The organism is Variovorax sp. RA8, from assembly GCF_901827175.1.
In the GTDB taxonomy this organism is placed as follows: Bacteria; Pseudomonadota; Gammaproteobacteria; order Burkholderiales; family Burkholderiaceae_C; genus Variovorax.
In genome coordinates, this window is record NZ_LR594662.1 from 2,919,212 (window position 1) to 2,938,737 (window position 19,526).

Below are 19,526 nucleotides of genomic sequence, written 5' to 3' on the forward strand. Positions count from 1 at the left end.
GGAACCACGATGGCCATTGAAGGCGTCATGAAAGAAGGCTTCGTCACCACGACCTATGACTCGGTCGTGAACTGGGCCAAGACGGGATCGCTCTGGCCGATGACCTTCGGCCTCGCCTGCTGCGCGGTTGAGATGATGCACGCGGGCGCCGCCCGCTACGACATCGACCGCTTCGGCATGCTGTTCCGTCCGAGCCCGCGCCAGTCCGATCTGATGATCGTGGCCGGCACGTTGTGCAACAAGATGGCGCCGGCCCTGCGCAAGGTCTACGACCAGATGCCCGAGCCGCGCTGGGTGCTCTCGATGGGCTCGTGCGCCAACGGCGGCGGCTACTACCACTACAGCTACTCGGTCGTGCGCGGCTGCGATCGCATCGTGCCGGTCGACGTCTATGTGCCGGGCTGCCCGCCCACCGCAGAGGCGCTGCTGTACGGGATCATCCAGCTGCAGCAGAAGATTCGCCGTACCAACACGATCGCGCGAGCCTGAGAAGCGAGAGACGATGACCGACTTTGCGATTTCTCCCGAGGCACTGCACGCCCAGATCTCCGAGACGCTCGGCAACAAAGCCAAGAGCGTGACCGTCGCGCTTGGCGAAGTGACAGCGGTGGTTCCTGCTGCCGACTACCTCGAGGCCGCGCGGCTGTTGCGCGATGCACCCGGCTGCAAGTTCGAGCAGCTGATCGATCTCTGCGGCATGGACTATTCCGACTACCGCGAAGGCGAGTGGGAAGGCGAGCGCTTCTGCGTGGTCTCCCATCTGCTGTCCGTGAGCCTGAACCAGCGCGTGCGTCTCAAGGTCTTCGTGCCCAACGAGGACCTGCCGGTGGTCGACTCCCTGACCGGCATCTGGAGTGCCGCGACCTGGTTCGAGCGCGAAGCCTTCGACCTCTACGGCATCGTTTTCGAGGGTCACGACGACCTGCGCCGCATCCTGACCGACTACGGCTTCATCGGCCATCCCTTCCGCAAGGACTTCCCGGTCTCCGGCCACGTCGAGATGCGCTACGACGCGGAGCAGAAGCGCGTGATTTACCAGCCGGTCTCGATCGAGCCGCGCGAGATCACCCCGCGCGTGATTCGCGAAGACAACTACGGCGGATTGCACTGAAACCGATATGGCCGACATCAAGAACTACACGCTCAACTTCGGACCCCAGCACCCCGCGGCGCACGGCGTGTTGCGCCTGGTGCTCGAGCTCGACGGCGAGGTGATCCAGCGCGCCGATCCCCACATCGGGCTGCTGCACCGCGCGACCGAGAAGCTCGCCGAGACTCGCACCTACATCCAGTCGCTGCCCTACATGGACCGGCTGGACTATGTCTCGATGATGAGCAACGAGCACGCCTACTGCCTTGCCATCGAGCGGATGCTGGGCCTCGAGGTGCCGCTGCGCGCGCAGTACATCCGCGTCATGTTTGCCGAGATCACCCGCCTGCTGAACCACTTGTTGTGGCTGGGGGCGCATGGCCTGGACTGCGGTGCGATGAACATGCTCATCTACTGCTTCCGCGAGCGCGAGGACCTGTTCGACCTGTACGAGGCGGTGTCCGGTGCTCGCATGCACGCGGCCTACTTCCGCCCGGGCGGCGTCTATCGCGACCTGCCGGACGCGATGCCGCAATACAAGGTCAGCAAGATCAAGAATGCAAAGGCAATCGAGAAGCTCAACGAGAACCGCCAGGGTTCGATGCTTGATTTCGTCGACGACTTCTGCAGGCGCTTCCCCCAGATGGTCGACGAGTACGAGACGCTGCTCACCGACAACCGCATCTGGAAGCAGCGCACCGTCGGCATCGGCGTGGTCACGCCCGAGCGCGCGCTCAACCTGGGCTTCACCGGCCCGATGCTGCGCGGCTCCGGCGTCGAATGGGATCTGCGCAAGAAGCAGCCCTACGACGTCTACGACAAGATGCAATTCGACGTGCCGGTCGGCAAGACCGGCGACTGCTACGACCGCTACCTGGTGCGCGTCGAGGAGATGCGCCAGGCCAACCGGATCATCCAGCAGTGTTCGGCCTGGCTGCGTACCAACCCCGGCCCGGTGATCACCGACAACCACAAGGTGGCAGCCCCCGCCCGCGAATCGATGAAGGCGAACATGGAGGAGCTGATCCACCATTTCAAGCTCTTCACCGAAGGTTTCCACGTGCCCGAGGGCGAGGCCTATGCGGCCGTCGAGCACCCCAAGGGCGAGTTCGGCATCTATCTTGTCAGTGATGGCGCCAACAAGCCCTACCGCCTGAAGATCCGTGCGCCCGGCTTCCCGCATCTGGCAGCGCTCGACGAGATGTCGCGCGGCCACATGATCGCCGATGCGGTCGCGGTGATCGGCACCATGGACATCGTCTTCGGCGAGATCGACAGGTGAGCGAACGAATGACTTCCGACACCACCCACAGCACCCAGGCGCCGCTGTCTGACGCCACCCTGGCGCTTTTCGCGCGCGAGGTCGACAAGTACCCGCCGGCAGGCAAGCAGTCGGCCGTGATGGCCTTGCTCACGATCGTGCAGAAGGACGAGGGCTACGTCAGCGTGCAGCGCGAGCGCGAGATCGCCGCCTACCTCGGCATGGCGCCGATCGCGGTGCACGAGGTCACGACCTTCTACAACATGTACAACCAGCAGCCGGTGGGCAAGTTCAAGCTCAATGTCTGCACCAATCTGCCGTGCCAGCTGCGCGACGGCGCGGTTGCGCTCGCGCATCTCGAGAAGAAGCTGGGCATCCAGATGGGCGAGACCACCGCCGACGGCATGTTCACCCTGCAGCAGAGCGAGTGCCTCGGCGCCTGTGCCGATTCGCCCGTGATGCTCGTCAACGACCGCACCATGTGCAGCTTCATGAGCAACGAAAAGCTCGACCAGCTGGTCGACGGCCTGCGCGGCGCGAAGGCGGAGGGCGCGCAATGATGACACCCGAGCAAGTGCTCTCGCAGTTCCAGGCGACCGGCGTCCAGACCTGCTTCCACGATCGCCACATCCAGCCCCAGATCTATGCCGGCCTCGATGGCACGAACTGGCGCCTGGCGGACTACGAAGCGCGCGGCGGCTATAAGGCGCTGCGCAAGATCCTCAGCGAGGGCCTTACGCCCGAGCAGGTGATCGCCGAGGTCAAGGCCTCAGGCCTGCGCGGCCGCGGCGGCGCAGGCTTCCCGACCGGTCTGAAGTGGAGCTTCATGCCCCGCCAGTTTCCCGGGCAGAAGTACCTGGTCTGCAACTCGGACGAGGGCGAGCCCGGGACCTGCAAGGACCGCGACATCCTGCAGTTCAACCCGCACATCGTGATCGAGGGCATGGCCATCGCCGCTTACGCGATGGGCATCACCGTGGGCTACAACTACATCCACGGCGAGATCTTCCAGACCTACCAGCGTTTCGAAGAAGCGCTGGAAGAGGCGAGGGCGGCCGGCTTCCTGGGCGACAACATCCTGGGCAGCAGCTTCAGCTTCCAGCTGCATGCGTCGCACGGCTTCGGTGCCTACATCTGCGGCGAAGAGACGGCGCTGCTGGAGTCCCTCGAAGGCAAGAAGGGCCAGCCGCGCTTCAAGCCGCCGTTCCCGGCCAGCTTCGGCCTCTACGGCAAGCCGACCACCATCAACAATACCGAGACCTTCGCGGCGGTGCCCTGGATCATCGTCAACGGCGGTCCGGCCTACCTCGAGTGCGGCAAGCCGAACAACGGCGGCACCAAGATCTTCTCCGTCAGTGGTGACGTCGAGCTGCCCGGCAACTACGAAGTGCCGATGGGAACCCCCTTCTCCAAGCTCCTCGAGCTCGCGGGCGGCGTGCGCAAGGGCCGCCAGCTCAAGGCCGTGATCCCCGGCGGCTCGTCGGCGCCGGTGCTGCCGGCCTCGATCATGATGGAGTGCACGATGGACTACGACTCCATCGCCAAGGCCGGCTCCATGCTGGGCTCGGGCGCGGTCATCGTGATGGACGACAGCCGCTCCATGGTCGAGTCCCTCAAGCGTCTCTCCTACTTCTACATGCACGAGTCCTGCGGCCAGTGCACCCCCTGCCGCGAGGGCACGGGCTGGATGTGGCGCGTGGTGGACCGCATCCACAACGGCCATGGCAAGGCGAGCGACATGGACCTGCTGAACTCGGTCGCCGACAACATCCAGGGGCGCACCATCTGTGCGCTGGGCGACGCCGCCGCGATGCCGGTGCGGGCCATGATCAAGCATTTCCGGCACGAGTTCGAAGCCTTGATTCCCGGGTATGTGCCCACGGCACCGGTCAAGGCCTGAGCGAGAAAACAAGACATGGTTGAAATCGAACTCGACGGCAAGAAGGTCGAAGTGACCGAAGGCAGCATGGTGATGCATGCGGCCGACAAGGCGGGTACCTACATCCCGCACTTCTGCTATCACAAGAAGCTCAGCATCGCGGCCAACTGCCGCATGTGCCTGGTCGACGTCGAAAAGGCGCCGAAGCCCATGCCGGCCTGCGCCACGCCGGTGACGCAGGGCATGATCGTGCGCACCAAGAGCGACAAGGCCATCAAGGCCCAGCAGTCGGTCATGGAATTCCTGCTGATCAACCATCCGCTCGACTGCCCCATCTGCGACCAGGGCGGCGAGTGCCAGCTGCAGGACCTGGCCGTGGGCTACGGCGGCTCCTCCTCGCGCTACGAGGAAGAGAAGCGCGTGGTCTTCCACAAGGACGTGGGTCCGCTCATCAGCATGGAAGAGATGAGCCGGTGCATCCATTGCACGCGCTGCGTGCGCTTCGGCCAGGAAGTGGCCGGTGTCATGGAGCTCGGCATGACGCAGCGCGGCGAGCATTCCGAGATCGAGACCTTCCTCGGGGATTCGGTCGACTCCGAGCTGTCGGGCAACATGATCGACATCTGCCCGGTCGGCGCGCTCACTAGCAAGCCCTTCCGCTACAGCGCCCGCACCTGGGAGCTGTCGCGACGCAAGTCGGTGAGCCCGCACGATTCGACGGGTGCCAACCTGATCGTCCAGGTCAAGAACAACCGCGTGATGCGCGTGGTGCCACTCGAGAACGAAGACGTCAACGAGTGCTGGATCGCGGACCGCGACCGCTTCTCCTACGAGGCGCTGAACGGGCCCGAGCGCCTGACGCAGCCCATGCTGAAGCAGGGCGGCCAGTGGCAGCAGGTCGACTGGCAGACCGCGCTCGAATACGTGGCAAACGGTCTCAAGCAGATCAAGGCAGATCATGGCGCGCACAGCATCGGTACGCTGGCGAGCCCGCACAGCACGCTGGAAGAACTGCACCTGGCCAAGCTGCTCATGCAGGGCCTGGGCAGCGCCAACATCGACCACCGCCTGCGCCATGCCGAGTTCCGCGCCTTCGAGGGCGTGCGCTGGCTGGGCACCTCGATCGCCTCGCTGTCGCAGCTGCAGCGCGTCCTGGTGATCGGCAGCAACCTGCGCAAGGACCATCCGCTGTTCGCGCAGCGCATTCGTCAGGCCGTGCGCAAGGGCGGAGCGCTGAGCGCGATCACGTCGCCCGAGCTGCTGGCCGACGATGAGGCCTGGGCCATGTCCGTCGCAAACGCCGTGCGCGTGCCGGCGCACGACTGGATCGACGCGCTCGCCGAGATTGCCGGCGCGATCGCCGCGACGACTGGTGCCGCCGCCCCGATCGCCCGCTCTGCCGAAGCTGGCGACCAGGCCAAGGCCATCGCTGCCTCCCTGCTCGGCGGCGAGCGCAAGGCCATCCTGCTCGGCAATGCCGCTGCCCACCACGCAGAGGCCGGCGCGCTGCTGGCACTGGCGAACTGGATAGGTGCCCAGACTGGCGCCAGCGTCGGCTACCTGACCGAGGCCGCCAATACAGTCGGCGCCCAACTCGTCGGCGCATTGCCGATGGATGCAGGGCTGAACGCGGGCGAGATGCTGTCGGGTGCGCTCAAGGCCGTCCTGCTGCTCAACACCGAGCCAGTCTTCGACTCGGCGGCCGGCACCCAGGCAGCCGACGCGCTCACGCATGCCCAGATGGTCGTGACCTTGAGCCCCTTCAAGGCCAATCTCGAATTCAGCGACGTCCTGCTGCCGATCGCGCCTTTCAGCGAAACGCCCGGCAGCTTCGTCAACGCCGAGGGCCGCGTGCAGGGCTTCCATGCCGTGGTGAAGCCGCTGGGCGAGACACGCCCCGCCTGGAAGGTGCTGCGCGTGCTGGCCAACCTGCTGGGCCTGCCGGGCTTCTCCTTCGAGTCGGCGGCCGACGTGCAGGCCGACATCGGCCTGGACCAGGGGCTGCTGCCGGCCGTCAGGCTGAGCAACGCCACCGCGGTGCGCCCTGGCAGCGAACGCGCCGCCCCGGCCGCGGCGCCCGTGGTCGCCTCCATCTACCAGCTCGACTCGATCGTGCGTCGTGCACCGTCGCTCCAGCTCACCGCTGATGCACGAGCTGCGTATGCCGGGGCCGCGCAGGAGGTGCTCGCATGATCGACACCCTTCATGGCTTCGGCCTCGGCCTGGTCGCGGCCCCGTGGTGGACCTCCGTCGCCTGGCCGGTGATCTGGACGCTGATCAAGATCGTGGTCGTGGTGCTGCCGTTGATGGGCGCCGTGGCCTACCTCACGCTGTGGGAGCGCAAGGCCATCGGCTTCACCCAGATCCGTCTGGGCCCGAACCGCATCGGTCCGTTGGGCTTGCTGCAGCCCATCGCCGATGCGCTCAAGCTGCTGACCAAGGAAATCATCCTCCCCACGGTCGCCAACAAGGGCCTGTTCCTGCTGGGGCCGATCATGACCATCATGCCGGCGCTCGCCGCCTGGGCCGTGATTCCCTTCGGCCCCGAGGTCGCGCTGGCCAACATCAATGCCGGCCTGCTCTTCGTCATGGCCATCACCTCGCTCGAGGTCTACGGCGTGATCATTGCCGGCTGGGCCTCGAATTCCAAGTACGCCTTCCTGGGCGCGCTGCGCGCCTCGGCGCAGATGGTGAGCTATGAGATCGCAATGGGCTTCTGCTTCGTCGTCGTGCTCATGGTGTCCGCCAGCCTCAACATGACCGACATCGTGATGGGGCAGGGCAAGGGCCACTTCGCCTCGATGGGCATCGGCTTCCTGTCGTGGAACTGGCTGTCGCTGCTGCCGATCTTCGTCGTCTACTTCATCTCGGGCCTGGCCGAAACCAACCGCCATCCCTTCGACGTGGTGGAAGGCGAGTCGGAAATCGTCGCCGGCCACATGATCGAGTACTCGGGCATGAGCTTCGCCATGTTCTTCCTGGCCGAGTACGCCAACATGTGGCTGGTCTCGATCCTGTGCGCCGTGCTGTTCCTCGGCGGCTGGCTGCCTCCCTTCGATTTCCTCGGCTTCATCCCCGGGTGGATCTGGCTGGGGCTCAAGACCTTCGTCGTGGTCACCATGTTCCTGTGGGTCCGCTCGACCTTCCCGCGCTTCCGCTATGACCAGATCATGCGTCTGGGCTGGAAGATCTTCATCCCGGTCACGCTGGTATGGCTGGTGGTCGTGGGCGCCTGGATGCAGACCCCGTTCAATATCTGGAAATAACTGGAATCGCCATGGCTGCGACCACTGCAACTACGAACGCCCCGTTCTCGCTCAAGGACTTCCTGTCCAGCTTCATGCTGGTCGAGCTGTTCAAGGGCCTGGCCATCACGGGAAAGTACGCCTTCAGCCGCAAGATCACGGTGCAGTTTCCAGAAGAGAAGACGCCGCTCAGCCCGCGCTTCCGCGGCCTGCACGCGCTGCGCCGCTACGAGAACGGCGAGGAGCGCTGCATTGCCTGCAAGCTCTGCGAAGCCGTGTGCCCTGCGCTCGCCATCACCATCGAATCGGACGTGCGCGACGACGGCTCGCGCCGTACCACGCGCTACGACATCGACCTGACCAAGTGCATCTTCTGCGGCTTCTGCGAGGAGAGCTGCCCGGTCGACTCCATCGTCGAGACCCACATCTTCGAATACCACGGCGAGAAGCGCGGCGACCTGTACTTCACCAAGGACATGCTGCTGGCCGTGGGCGACCGCTACGAAAAAGAAATCGCCGCCAACAAGGCGGCCGACGCCAAGTACCGCTGAGGCGGACTTGGCCCGATAACAAATACAACGAAACCGATCCATGGACGTCAAGACCGGTCTGTTCTACCTGTTCGCCGCGGTGCTGCTGTTCGCGGCCTTCCGCGTCATCACCTCGCGCAACCCCGTGTATGCGGCGCTGTACCTGGTGCTGGCCTTCTTCCAGGCGTCGGCCATCTGGCTGCTGCTGCGTGCCGAGTTCCTTGCCATCGCGCTGGTGCTGGTCTACGTCGGCGCCGTGATGGTGCTGTTCCTGTTCGTGGTGATGATGCTCGACATCAACGTCGACGCATTGCGGCAGGGCTTCTGGAAGCATTTCCCGCTCGCCGCGGGCGTCGGTGCGCTCATTGCGCTGGAGATGGCCGCGGTGCTGATGGGCGGCTTCCGCCTCGCCGAGCCGCGCCGTCCGATGGCCACCGGCCCCGACACCTCCAACACCCTGGAGCTCGGCAAGCTGCTCTATTCCGAATACCTCTACCCGCTCGAAATAGCAGCCGTCATCCTGCTCGTGGCCATCGTCGCGGCCATCGCCCTGACGCTGCGCACGCGCAAGGACAGCAAGTACGTGAACCCCTCCGACCAGGTGCGCGTGAAGGCACGCGACCGCGTGCGCATCGTGCAGATGCCCGTGACGCAGGCGGCCCAGCCCGTGGCCGATGAAGCGCCCGCGGCCGGGGAGACCAAGGCATGACCCTCACGCTCGGACACTTTCTCTCGCTCGGCGCGATGCTCTTCGCGCTGTCGGTGATCGGCATCTTCCTGAACCGCAAGAACCTGATCGTGCTCTTGATGTGCATCGAGCTGATGCTGCTCGCCGTCAACATGAACTTCGTCGCCTTCTCGTACTTCCTGGGCGACATGCACGGCCAGATCTTCGTGTTCTTCATCCTGACAGTCGCCGCGGCAGAATCGGCGATCGGGCTGGCGCTGCTGGTGCTGCTGTTCCGCAACAAGTCGAACATCAACGTCGACGAACTCAACGCGCTCAAGGGTTAAGGACAATCAAATGAGCGCAACACTCTCCGCATCCGCACTGCTGGCAGTGCCGCTGGCACCCCTGGTCGGCTCGCTGCTCGCCGGCGTGTTCGGCACGAAGTTCGGCGGCAACCGCTTCGGCCGCCGCGCCTCGCACTCGATGACCATCCTGGGCGTGTTCATCGCCTTCGTCATCTCGGCCATGACGCTCAAGAGCGTCGTGGTCGACGGCGCGCGCTTCAACGCCACGATCTACGAATGGATGATCGTCGGCGGCATCAAGATGGAAGTCGGCTTCCTGGTCGACGGCCTCACAGCCATGATGATGTGCGTCGTGACCTTCGTCTCGCTGATGGTGCACATCTACACCATCGGCTACATGGAGGAGGACGAGGGCTACAACCGCTTCTTTGCCTACATCTCGCTCTTCACCTTCTCCATGCTGATGCTGGTGATGAGCAACAACATGCTCCAGCTGTTCTTCGGCTGGGAAGCCGTGGGCCTGGTGTCCTACCTGCTGATCGGCTTTTGGTACAACAAGCCCAGCGCCATCTTCGCCAACCTCAAGGCCTTCCTGGTCAACCGCGTGGGCGACTTCGGCTTCATCCTCGGCATCGGCCTGATCGCCGCCTACGCCGGCACGCTGAACTACGGCGAGGCCTTCGCCAAGGCGGATGAACTGGCCAAGCTGGGCTTCCCCGGCACTGACTGGATGCTGATCACCGTGATCTGCATCTGCCTGTTCATCGGTGCCATGGGCAAGAGCGCCCAGTTCCCGCTGCACGTGTGGCTGCCCGACTCGATGGAAGGCCCGACCCCGATCTCGGCGCTGATCCACGCGGCGACCATGGTCACCGCCGGCATCTTCATGGTGGCGCGCATGTCGCCGTTGTTCGAGCTGAGCGACACGGCCCTGTCCTTCGTGCTGGTGATCGGTGCGATCACCGCGCTCTTCATGGGCTTCCTCGGCATCATCCAAAACGACATCAAGCGCGTGGTGGCCTATTCCACGCTCTCCCAACTGGGCTACATGACGGTCGCGCTGGGCGCCTCGGCGTACTCGGTGGCGGTGTTCCACCTGATGACCCACGCCTTCTTCAAGGCGCTGCTGTTCCTGGGCGCTGGCTCGGTGATCATCGGCATGCACCACAACCAGGACATCCGGTGGATGGGCGGCGTGCGCAAGTACATGCCCATCACCTGGATCACGTCGCTGCTGGGCTCGCTGGCGCTGATCGGCACGCCGCTGTTCGCGGGCTTCTACTCGAAGGACAGCATCATCGAGGCGGTGCACGAGAGCCATCTCTGGGGCGCCAGCTTCGCCTACTGGGCCGTACTAGCGGGCGTGTTCGTGACGGCCTTCTATTCGTTCCGGATGTACTTCCTCGTCTTCCACGGGAAGGAGCGCTACGACCAGAATCCGGATGCGCACCACCACGAGCCCGACGCGGAGCCCGACCACGGCCATCACGACGACCATTCCAAGCCGCACGAGTCGCCCTGGGTGGTCTGGCTGCCGCTGGTGCTGCTGGCCATTCCGTCGGTCGTGATCGGCTACATGACCATCGAGCCGATGCTCTATGGCGAGTTCTTCAAGGACGCGATCTTCGTCGACGCCGACAAGCATCACGCGATGAAGGAAATGGCCGAGGCCTTCCACGGCCCGATGGCCATGGCCCTGCATGGCCTGACCGCACCGCCGTTCTGGCTGGCGCTGGCCGGCGTGGTGCTGGCCTGGTACATGTACCTCGTCAACCCGGCGCTGCCCGAGGCCATCAAGCGCGCCTTCGGCCCGGTCTACCGGCTGCTGGAGAACAAGTACTACATGGACTGGATCAACGAGAACCTCATCGCGCGCGGCACGCGCGCCCTGGGCATGGGCCTGTGGAAGGGCGGCGACCAGGGGATCATCGACGGGGCCATCGTCGACGGCTCCTGGAAGGCGATCGGCCGCATTGCCGGCGTCGTCCGCTGGATGCAGTCCGGCTACATCTATCACTACGCTTTCGCGATGCTCCTGGGCATCTTCATCCTCATGACGTATTTCGTCTGGTTCAACAGATAAGCGCGCGCTGGAGAAAAACAAAAATGGGTCTGTTGAGCCTTGCCATCTGGGTGCCGATCGTCTTCGGCGCCGTGCTGCTGGCCATCGGTCGCGAGCAGCACGCGAGCATCGTGCGCTGGATCGCGCTCGTCGGTTCGATCGTGAGCTTCCTGGCCACCGTGCCGCTCTACACGCGCTTCCAGAACGGCACCGCCGCGATGCAGTTCGTCGAGAAGAGCAACTGGATCGAGCGCTTCAATGTCCACTACCACGTCGGTCTCGACGGCCTGTCGCTGTGGCTGGTGCTGCTGACGGCCTTCATCACCGTCATCGTGGTGATCTCGGCGTGGGAAGTGATCACCGAGCGCGTCAACCAGTACATGGGCGCCTTCCTCATCCTCTCGGGGCTCATGATCGGTACCTTCTCGGCGCTCGACGGCGTGCTGTTCTACGTCTTCTTCGAAGCCACGCTGATCCCGATGTACCTGATCATCGGCATCTGGGGCGGTCCGAAGAAGATCTATGCCGCCTTCAAGTTCTTCATCTATACGCTGCTCGGCTCGCTCCTCACTCTGGTCGCGCTGATCTACCTGTACAACCGCTCGGGCGGCAGCTTCGACATCCTGAGCTGGCACCAGCTGCCGCTGACGGCCAGGGAACAGACCTTCCTGTTCTTCGCCTTCTTCGCGGCCTTCGCGGTCAAGGTGCCGATGTGGCCGGTCCACACCTGGCTGCCCGACGTCCACGTCGAGGCTCCCACCGGTGGCTCGGCCGTTCTGGCGGCGATCATGCTGAAGCTGGGCGCCTATGGCTTCCTGCGCTTCTCGATGCCGATCGCGCCCGATGCCTCGCACGAGTGGGCCTGGCTCATGATCGCGCTGTCGCTGGTCGCGGTGATCTACGTCGGCCTCGTGGCGCTGGTCCAGCAGGACATGAAGAAGCTGGTGGCTTATTCGTCGGTGGCCCACATGGGCTTCGTCACGCTGGGCTTCTTCATCTTCAACGAGATCGGGATCTCGGGCGGCATCGTCCAGATGATCGCGCACGGCTTCGTGTCGGGCGCCATGTTCCTGTGCATCGGGGTGCTGTACGACCGCGTGCACTCGCGCCAGATCGCCGACTACGGCGGTGTGGTCAACACCATGCCCAAGTTCGCGGCCTTCGCCTTGCTGTTCGCAATGGCCAACTGCGGGCTGCCCGCGACCGCCGGCTTCGTCGGCGAATGGATGGTGATCATCGGCGCCGTGCAAGCCAACTTCTGGCTGGGCCTGGGCGCGGCAACGGCGCTGATCTTCGGTGCGGCCTACACGCTGTGGATGTACAAGCGCGTCTACCTGGGCCCGGTGGGCAACGATCACGTCAAGGCGCTGGACGACATCAACGCCCGCGAGTTCCTCATGCTTGCCCTGCTCGCGATCGCGGTGCTGTGGATGGGCCTGTATCCCAAGCCCTTCACCGATGCGACCAATGCCTCGGTGAGCGAACTGCTGCGCCACGTGCAGACGTCCAAGATTCCAGGCTGAGTGGCCAGGTCCCCAAGAGAACGAGATGATTGACAAACTCAGCTGGATGACGATCTACCCCGAGGTGGTGCTGCTGGTCATGGCCTGCATCATCGCGCTGGTCGACCTGTCCACGACCGACACCCACCGCACGCGCACCTACGTGCTGACTCTGCTGACGCTGGCCGTGGTGGCCGTACTGACCGGCATGCAGGCCACCGACGCCACCAGCCACTACGGCTTCGGCGGCATGGTCGTGAGCGACCCGATGGGCAACTGGCTCAAGTGCTTCGCCTCGGTGGCGCTGATGGTCACGCTGGTCTACGGCCGGCCCTATGCGGCCGACCGCGGCATGCTGCGCGGCGGCGAGCTCTTCACCCTGAGCATGTTCTCGCTGCTGGGCATCTTCGTGATGATCTCGGGCAGCAACTTCCTGGTGATCTACCTCGGCCTGGAGCTGCTCACGCTGTCGAGTTATGCGCTGGTCGCGCTGCGGCGCGACAACGCGGTGGCCAGCGAGGCCGCGATGAAGTACTTCGTCCTCGGGGCCATGGCCAGCGGCTTCCTGCTCTACGGCCTGTCGATGATGTACGGCGCCACCGGCTCGCTCGACACCACCGAGGTCTTCAAGGCCATCGCCAGCCGCAAGGTCAACCATCAGGTGCTGGTCTTCGGGCTGGTGTTCATCGTGGCCGGCCTGGCCTTCAAGGTCGGCGCCGCGCCGTTCCACATGTGGGTGCCCGACGTCTACCAGGGCGCTCCCACGGCCGTCACCCTGATGATCGGCGCCGCGCCCGAACTCGCAGCCTTCGCCATCATCATCCGCCTGCTGGTGGAAGGGCTGCTGCCGCTCGCGATCGACTGGCAGCAGATGCTCGCGCTGCTGGCCATCGCCTCGCTGCTGGTGGGCAACCTGGCGGCCATCGCGCAGACCAACCTCAAGCGCATGCTGGCCTACTCGACCATCTCGCAGATGGGCTTCATGCTGCTGGGCATGGTTGCGGGCGTGGTCAACAACAGCACCTACAACGCGCAGTTCGCGTACAGCGCCGCGATGTTCTACATCGTGACCTACGTGCTGACCACGCTGGCGAGCTTCGGCATCATCCTGTTGCTGGCGCGCGAGGGCTTCGAGAGCGAGGAGATCACCGATCTCGCCGGCCTCAACCAGCGCAGCCCGCTCTATGCCGGCGTGATGGCCATCGCCATGTTCTCGCTGGCGGGCATCCCGCCGCTGGTCGGCTTCTACGCCAAGCTGGCGGTGCTGCAGGCGCTGATCGCCTCGGGCCAGGGCCTGTACATCGCGCTGGCGGTGTTCGCGGTCGTGATGTCGCTGGTCGGCGCGTTCTACTACATCCGCGTGGTCAAGGTCATGTACTTCGACGCCCCGGTGACGGCGAGCACGGTGTCGGCGCCGCGCGATGTGCGCGCCGTGCTGGCGCTCAATGGCGCGCTGATCCTGATCCTGGGCATCGTGCCCGGCGGCCTGATGGCGCTATGCGCCAAGGCCATTGTCGCGACACTGGCCGGCTGAGGGCCGTGTCGCAGGGGGCGTCCGTCTGGGTGGTGCTGCTGGTCGCGCTTCTTGCGGCCAACCTGCCCTTCGTGAACGAGCGCCTGCTCGGCGTCGTGCCGCTCGCGGCGCGTGCCAAGTCGCTGGCCCTGCGGCTGGGCGAGCTGGTCATTCTCTATTTCGCGGCCGGCGGCATCGGGCTCCTCTTCGAGCGGCGCGCCGGCCAGATCGCGCCGCAGGGCTGGGAGTTCTACGCGGTGACGGCGGCGCTGTTCGTCGTGCTGGCGTTCCCGGGCTTCACCTGGCGCTACCTCCTCAAGCACCGGAAATGACATGAGCCCCCACGCTTTTCACTTCGAGTATTCGCTGCCCCCCGAGGGGGCTGAATGCCGCGGCTCCAAGCCTGCCTGTGCAGGCTTGGACGGCATGAAGAGCCGACGCGTCTCGCGACGGCGCGACCTGCAAGGTAAGTCCTCCCTTATGGCGGCCCGGCGGGAGGCCTGACATGGACGACGCGCATCTGAAGGAAGAGGGCACTGCCAGCGAGGAGCTCTTCAAGGGCAACTTCCTGCATGCCAGGCGCGACACCGTGCGCCTGCCCGATGGCAAGAGCGCAACCCGCGAGTACATCGTCCATCCCGGGGCGGTGGTGGTCGTCCCGCTGCTCGACGATGGGCTCGTGGCGATGGTGCGCCAATACCGCTACCCGATCGACCGGGTGATGACCGAGTTTCCGGCCGGCAAGCTCGACCCGGGTGAGGACCCGTTGTTCTGCGGCCAGCGCGAGCTGCAGGAGGAAACCGGCTACACGGCACGCGAATGGGCCTATGCCGGCGCCATGCACCTCGCGGTGGCCTATTCGACCGAGATCATCCACATCTATTTCGCGCGTGGCCTCACGGTGGGTAGCCAGCAGCTCGATCACGAGGAGTTCGTCGAGGCGACCACGGCCACGCCCGCGCAATTGCTGGACTGGTGCCGCGACGGCACCGTGTCGGATGCCAAGACCCTGACCTGCACGCTCTGGCTGCAGAACGTCCTGTCCGGCGCATGGGTGCTCGACTGGCAAACCACTGCTTCGCCCGCGGGCGGCTGATAATCCGCCCAATGAAGGTCCTCAATCTCCAATGCGCGCACGGCCACGGCTTCGAAGGCTGGTTCGCATCCAATGACGACTTCGAGACGCAGCTCGCCGGCGGCCTCGTGTCCTGCCCCATGTGCAGCAACACGGCCATCACCAAGTTGCTCACTGCGCCGCGCCTGAACCTCGGCAGCGCCAAGCCGCCCGCCGAGGCTGCCCCGGCGCCCGTTGTCGCCCAGAACGACTCGCCCGAGGGGCGGTGGATGCGCGCGGTGCGCGAGGTCATGGCCAAGACCGAGGACGTCGGCGACCGCTTCGCCGCCGAGGCGCGCAAGATGCACTACGGCGAGGCCGAGGAGCGCGGCATCCGCGGCCAGGCCACGCGCGAGGAGGCCCGCGACTTGCTGGAGGAGGGTATTTCCGTCTTCTCGCTGCCGTTGCCGCCGGCCCTGAAGGAAACGCTTCAGTAGGCGGCTGCGCGGCCGCCTCTTGTCTCAGGCTGCGAACTGCAGCGCTGCCAGGCGCGCGTAGACGCCGTTTTGCGCAACCAGCGCGGCGTGCGTTCCCTGTTCCACGATGCCCCCGTGGTCGAGCACGACGATGCGATCGGCCTTCTGCACCGTCGCCAGCCGGTGCGCGATGACCAGCGTGGTGCGGCCCGTCATCGCCGATTCCAGCGCGGCCTGCACCATGCGCTCGCTCTCGGCATCGAGCGCGCTGGTCGCCTCGTCGAGCAGCAGCAGCGGCGGGTTCTTCAGCATGGCCCGCGCGATCGCGATGCGCTGGCGCTGGCCACCCGACAGGCGCACGCCACGCTCGCCGAGGAAGGTGTCATAGCCCTCGGGCAGGGCCCGCAGGAAACCGTCGGCAAAGGCCGCGCGCGCCGCGGCATGCACCTCCTCGGCGCTGGCTTCGGGCCGGCCGTAGCGGATGTTCTCGAAGGCGCTGGCGGAGAAGATCACCGCGTCCTGCGGTACCAGCCCGATGCGCGTGCGCAGGGCGTCGAGCGCCAGGTCGGCGAGCGGCGCCCCGTCGAGCAGGATGCGGCCTGATTGCGGATCGTAGTAGCGCAGCAGCAGCTGGAACACCGTGCTCTTGCCCGCGCCGCTCGATCCCACCAGCGCCACCGTCTCCCCGGGTGCGATGTCCAGGCTGAAGTCCCGCAGCGCCGGCGTGCCGGGGCGCGAGGGGTAGTGGAAGGTGACCCGCTCGAAGCGCACCGCACTCCCGGCCTCCGGCACCGTGGCCGGCGCGGGCCGGTCCGGCGACACGATCGCCGGCTTCGCGTGCAGCAGCTCCATCAGCCGCTCGGTGGCGCCTGCCGCGCGCAGCAGGTCGCCATACACCTCGCCCAGCACCGCCGCGGCGCTCGCCAGGATGATCACGTAGACCACCGTCTGCCCAAGGTGCCCGGCGGTGATGTCGCCGTGCAGCACCGCCTGCGTGCCCTGGTACAGCCCCCACAGCAGCGCAGCAGAGGTGGCAATGATGATGAAGGCGACCAGCACCGAGCGCGCCTTGGTGCGGCGCACGGCGGTGCGGAAGGCGCTGTCGGTCGAGGCGTCGAAGCGCGCCGCCTCGCGCCCCTCGGCCGTGTAGCTCTGCACCACGGGAATGGCGTTCAGCACCTCGGCCGCGATGGCGCTCGAATCGGCCACCCGGTCCTGGCTGGCGCGCGAAAGCCGGCGCACCCGGCGGCCGAACCACATGCTGGGCAGCACCACCAGCACCAGGATGCCCAGCACCTGCACCATCACGTAGGGATTGGTCCAGACCAGCATCGCCAGCGCGCCGGCGCCCATCACCGCATTGCGCAGCCCCATGCTGAGCGACGACCCGACCACGGTCTGGACCAGCGTCGTGTCGGCCGTCAGGCGCGACAGCACCTCGCCGGTCTGGGTAGTCTCGAAAAAGGCCGGGCTCTGGCGCAGTACATGGGCGTAGACCGCATTGCGCAGGTCCGCCGTGACGCGCTCGCCCAGCCAGCTCACCGTGTAGAAGCGCGCCGCCGAGAAGACCCCGAGCGCCACAGCGACACCGAAGAGGGCCAGGAAATGCCCGCGCAGTGCCATCGTCTGCGCGCCGCGGTCGGCGCCCACCAGGCCGCCATCGATCAGGCTGCGCAGGGCGACCGGGAACACCAGGGTGGTCATGGCTGCCAGGACCAGGAATACCGCGGCCAGGGCGATCTGGACGCGGTAGGGCCGCAGGAAGGGCGAGAGGCCGGAAAGCGATCGGGGCGCGCCCTTGGGCGCGGGCGACGAGCGAGGGGAAACCATGGGGTCGCATTCTACCGAACGCTTGCCCTTTCAAAGGTCGCCTTGACAATTACTGTCACGGCAACTATTATTTCTGGCATGCCTGCTTCCACCGATCCTGCCGCTGCCGTCCCGCCGCCCGATCCCGGGGGCGAGACGGTCGGGTTCTACAAGCCCGATTCGTACAACGCCGAGGAGAGTGTCGGCCACATGATGCGGCGCATCACCACCATGCTCTCGCAGGCGGTTGCCAGCCAGATGTCGGAGCCGAGCGGCCCGACCTTCCCGCAGTGGGCACCCCTGTTCAAGTTGCACATGGGCCACGCGACCACGGTCGCCGAACTCGCGCGCGAGTGCCAGCTCGACACCGGCGCCATGACCCGCCTGCTCGACCGGCTGGAGGCCAAGGGCCTGTGCCGGCGCGTGCGCTCGGTCTCCGATCGCCGCGTGGTCAACATCGAGCTGACGGAGGAGGGGCGCGAAGCCGCGCGCCAGGTGCCGCATGTGCTGTGCAGCGTGCAGAACGAACTCCTCACTGGCTTCAGCGCCGAGGAATGGACGCAGCTCAAGCACTATCTGCGCCGCCTCCTGGACAACGCCCAGGCCATCGCGGCCCGTGGAGAAAAGAATGACCCCGCTTCTTCCTGAAACCGCCCGGCGACCCGTGGCGGTGCTCGCCGCTGCCGCCGCGTTGTTCCTCGCCGGCTGCGCCGACATGGGCCGCATCGACTCGCACGCCAGCCTGCGCGACGCCGCTTCGATCGGCCTCACGCCCGAGGCCGCCGCCATGACCGTACCCACCGTCGACAGCCAATGGTGGATGGGCTTCGGCGATGCCCAGCTCAACGCCCTGGTGGACCAGGCGCTGCAAGGCAATCCAAACCTGCAGGTGGCGCGATCCCGCCTCGAGCGCGCGCAGGCCGCAATCGGCGCTGCCGAGGCCGCCCGCCTGCCAAAGGTCGACGGGCAGCTCGACCTCAACAAGCAGAAGTTCAGCAGCAACTACATTTATCCCGCGCCCCTGGGCGGCTCGCGGCAAGAGCTCGGCACGCTGCAGCTCAATGCCAGCTGGGAGCTGGATTTCTTCGGTCGCAACCGCACCGCCATCGAGACTGCAGTCGGCAGCACCAATGCCGCGGCGGCCGATGCGGACGCGGCACGAGTCCTGCTGGCGAGCAACGTGGCACGCGCCTATGTCCAATGGGCCCGCCTCGATGACCAGCTGACGGTGGCCCGGCGCACGCTCTCCCAGCGCGAGGAGACCCTCAAGCTGGTGCGCGACCGCGTCTCGGCAGGCCTCGACACGCGCCTCGAGCAGTTCCAGAGCGAAGGCGGCCTGCCCCAGGCGCGCCAGCAGATCGAGTCGTTGAACGAGCAGATCGCCCTCGCACGCAATGCGCTGGACGCGCTGGTGGGCCAGCCCGGGGCCACCGGGGCGCTGGCGGCGCCGAGGACCGACGGCCTCCGTCCGATCGCACTGCAGCCCACGATCCCCGCCGACCTGCTGGGCCGGCGCGCCGACATCGCCGCTGCGCGCTGGCGTGTCGAGGCCGCGACCAGCGACGTCGCCAATGCGAAGACCCAGTTCTATCCCAACGTCAACCTGGTCGCCTTCGCCGGTTTCTCGGCGCTCGGCTTCGGCCAGCTCACCAAGTCGGGCAGCGAGCAGTGGAGCGTGGGCCCGGCGGTGCGGCTGCCGATCTTCGAGGGCGGCCGACTGCGCGCCAACCTGCGCGGCAAGACGGCCGACCTCGATGCCGCGATCGAGAGCTACAACGCGGCCGTGCTCGACGCGGTGCGCGACGTGGCCGACCAGGTCGCGACTGCCCAGTCCGTCGCGCGCCAGCAGGCCGAGCAGGCCGCCTCCCAGCGTGCCGCCGAATCTGCCTACGACATCGCGGTGCAGCGCTATGGCGCGGGCCTGGGCAACTACCTCAACGTGCTGACGGCCGAAACCACTGTGCTCGCCGAACGCCGCCAGGCCGTCGACCTGTCTGCGCGCGCCCTCGAAACTCAGGTGGGGCTCGCGCGCGCACTGGGCGGCGGCTGGCAGCCGCCGGCGCAGGCCACCGCCGATGCCGGCCGGACGGCGTCCCGACACCCCTGAACACATTGCGCGATTCCGAAGGA

The 19,526-nt window shown here is 66.2% G+C and carries 19 protein-coding genes; 18 read left to right on the forward strand and 1 reads right to left on the reverse strand.

Annotation, left to right across the window (positions count from 1 at the left end; genetic code table 11):
* Positions 1 to 9 precede the first annotated feature (9 nt).
* The 16 genes from E5P3_RS13755 to E5P3_RS13830 all read left to right on the forward strand — a co-directional run bounded on the left by E5P3_RS13755 (position 10) and on the right by E5P3_RS13830 (position 15,608).
* Positions 10 to 489, forward strand: a complete 480-nt coding sequence (locus E5P3_RS13755) for a NuoB/complex I 20 kDa subunit family protein (protein ID WP_021008163.1) — start codon at positions 10 to 12, stop codon at positions 487 to 489.
* 13 nt (positions 490 to 502) lie between these two features.
* Positions 503 to 1,111, forward strand: coding sequence for an NADH-quinone oxidoreductase subunit C (locus tag E5P3_RS13760; RefSeq protein WP_162586495.1), 609 nt, complete (start codon positions 503 to 505; stop codon positions 1,109 to 1,111).
* A gap of 7 nt (positions 1,112 to 1,118) precedes the next feature.
* Positions 1,119 to 2,372: an NADH-quinone oxidoreductase subunit D gene (locus E5P3_RS13765; RefSeq protein WP_162586496.1), complete on the forward strand. Its 1,254-nt coding sequence runs from the start codon at positions 1,119 to 1,121 to the stop codon at positions 2,370 to 2,372.
* 8 nt (positions 2,373 to 2,380) lie between these two features.
* On the forward strand, positions 2,381 to 2,911 hold the full coding sequence (locus E5P3_RS13770; protein WP_162586497.1) for an NADH-quinone oxidoreductase subunit NuoE family protein: 531 nt from the start codon (positions 2,381 to 2,383) through the stop codon (positions 2,909 to 2,911).
* On the forward strand, positions 2,908 to 4,251 hold the full coding sequence (gene nuoF / locus E5P3_RS13775; protein ID WP_162586498.1) for an NADH-quinone oxidoreductase subunit NuoF: 1,344 nt from the start codon (positions 2,908 to 2,910) through the stop codon (positions 4,249 to 4,251). The genes E5P3_RS13770 and nuoF overlap by 4 nt, the downstream gene beginning before the upstream one ends.
* 15 nt (positions 4,252 to 4,266) lie before the next feature.
* Complete coding sequence (gene nuoG, locus E5P3_RS13780; protein ID WP_162586499.1) at positions 4,267 to 6,423, forward strand: NADH-quinone oxidoreductase subunit NuoG; 2,157 nt, start codon at positions 4,267 to 4,269, stop codon at positions 6,421 to 6,423.
* On the forward strand, positions 6,420 to 7,496 hold the full coding sequence (gene nuoH, locus E5P3_RS13785) for an NADH-quinone oxidoreductase subunit NuoH (RefSeq protein ID WP_068678772.1): 1,077 nt from the start codon (positions 6,420 to 6,422) through the stop codon (positions 7,494 to 7,496). Before nuoG ends, nuoH begins: the two co-directional genes overlap by 4 nt.
* 11 nt (positions 7,497 to 7,507) lie before the next feature.
* Positions 7,508 to 8,026 carry an NADH-quinone oxidoreductase subunit NuoI gene (gene nuoI / locus E5P3_RS13790; protein WP_162586500.1) on the forward strand — a complete coding sequence of 173 codons (519 nt, stop codon included), beginning with the start codon at positions 7,508 to 7,510 and terminating at the stop codon, positions 8,024 to 8,026.
* Between the two features lie 40 nt (positions 8,027 to 8,066).
* A complete protein-coding gene (locus E5P3_RS13795) occupies positions 8,067 to 8,714 on the forward strand; it encodes an NADH-quinone oxidoreductase subunit J (protein WP_162586501.1) in 648 nt (215 codons plus the stop codon).
* Positions 8,711 to 9,019 carry an NADH-quinone oxidoreductase subunit NuoK gene (nuoK, locus tag E5P3_RS13800; RefSeq protein WP_028248920.1) on the forward strand — a complete coding sequence of 103 codons (309 nt, stop codon included), beginning with the start codon at positions 8,711 to 8,713 and terminating at the stop codon, positions 9,017 to 9,019. The genes E5P3_RS13795 and nuoK overlap by 4 nt, the downstream gene beginning before the upstream one ends.
* A gap of 10 nt (positions 9,020 to 9,029) precedes the next feature.
* Complete coding sequence (nuoL, locus tag E5P3_RS13805; protein WP_162586502.1) at positions 9,030 to 11,063, forward strand: NADH-quinone oxidoreductase subunit L; 2,034 nt, start codon at positions 9,030 to 9,032, stop codon at positions 11,061 to 11,063.
* Between the two features lie 23 nt (positions 11,064 to 11,086).
* Positions 11,087 to 12,565 (forward strand): NADH-quinone oxidoreductase subunit M, encoded by a 1,479-nt coding sequence (locus E5P3_RS13810; RefSeq protein ID WP_162586503.1) that lies wholly within the window; start codon positions 11,087 to 11,089, stop codon positions 12,563 to 12,565.
* Between the two features lie 25 nt (positions 12,566 to 12,590).
* Positions 12,591 to 14,078: an NADH-quinone oxidoreductase subunit NuoN gene (nuoN, locus tag E5P3_RS13815; RefSeq protein WP_162586504.1), complete on the forward strand. Its 1,488-nt coding sequence runs from the start codon at positions 12,591 to 12,593 to the stop codon at positions 14,076 to 14,078.
* 5 nt (positions 14,079 to 14,083) lie between these two features.
* The gene (locus E5P3_RS13820) at positions 14,084 to 14,389 is read left to right on the forward strand and encodes a DUF2818 family protein (RefSeq protein ID WP_162586505.1); all 306 of its coding nucleotides are present in this window, start codon (positions 14,084 to 14,086) and stop codon (positions 14,387 to 14,389) included.
* Positions 14,390 to 14,562: 173 nt separating this feature from the next.
* A complete protein-coding gene (locus E5P3_RS13825; RefSeq protein ID WP_162586506.1) occupies positions 14,563 to 15,153 on the forward strand; it encodes an NUDIX domain-containing protein in 591 nt (196 codons plus the stop codon).
* 11 nt (positions 15,154 to 15,164) lie between these two features.
* Positions 15,165 to 15,608, forward strand: a complete 444-nt coding sequence (locus E5P3_RS13830) for a DUF1178 family protein (protein ID WP_162586507.1) — start codon at positions 15,165 to 15,167, stop codon at positions 15,606 to 15,608.
* A gap of 24 nt (positions 15,609 to 15,632) precedes the next feature.
* On the opposite strand, the gene E5P3_RS13835 is transcribed toward E5P3_RS13830, so the two are convergent.
* Positions 15,633 to 17,417 carry an ABC transporter transmembrane domain-containing protein gene (locus E5P3_RS13835; RefSeq protein WP_162586508.1) on the reverse strand — a complete coding sequence of 595 codons (1,785 nt, stop codon included), beginning with the start codon at positions 17,415 to 17,417 and terminating at the stop codon, positions 15,633 to 15,635.
* A 78-nt stretch (positions 17,418 to 17,495) separates the two neighbouring features.
* Between E5P3_RS13835 and E5P3_RS13840 the strand changes: the two genes are divergently transcribed.
* Together E5P3_RS13840 and E5P3_RS13845 are read left to right on the forward strand one after the other, a co-directional pair.
* Entirely contained in the window at positions 17,496 to 18,044 is a 549-nt protein-coding gene (locus E5P3_RS13840; RefSeq protein WP_162586509.1) for a MarR family winged helix-turn-helix transcriptional regulator, read from the forward strand.
* A complete protein-coding gene (locus E5P3_RS13845; RefSeq protein WP_162586510.1) occupies positions 18,025 to 19,503 on the forward strand; it encodes an efflux transporter outer membrane subunit in 1,479 nt (492 codons plus the stop codon). Before E5P3_RS13840 ends, E5P3_RS13845 begins: the two co-directional genes overlap by 20 nt.
* Positions 19,504 to 19,526 lie beyond the last annotated feature (23 nt).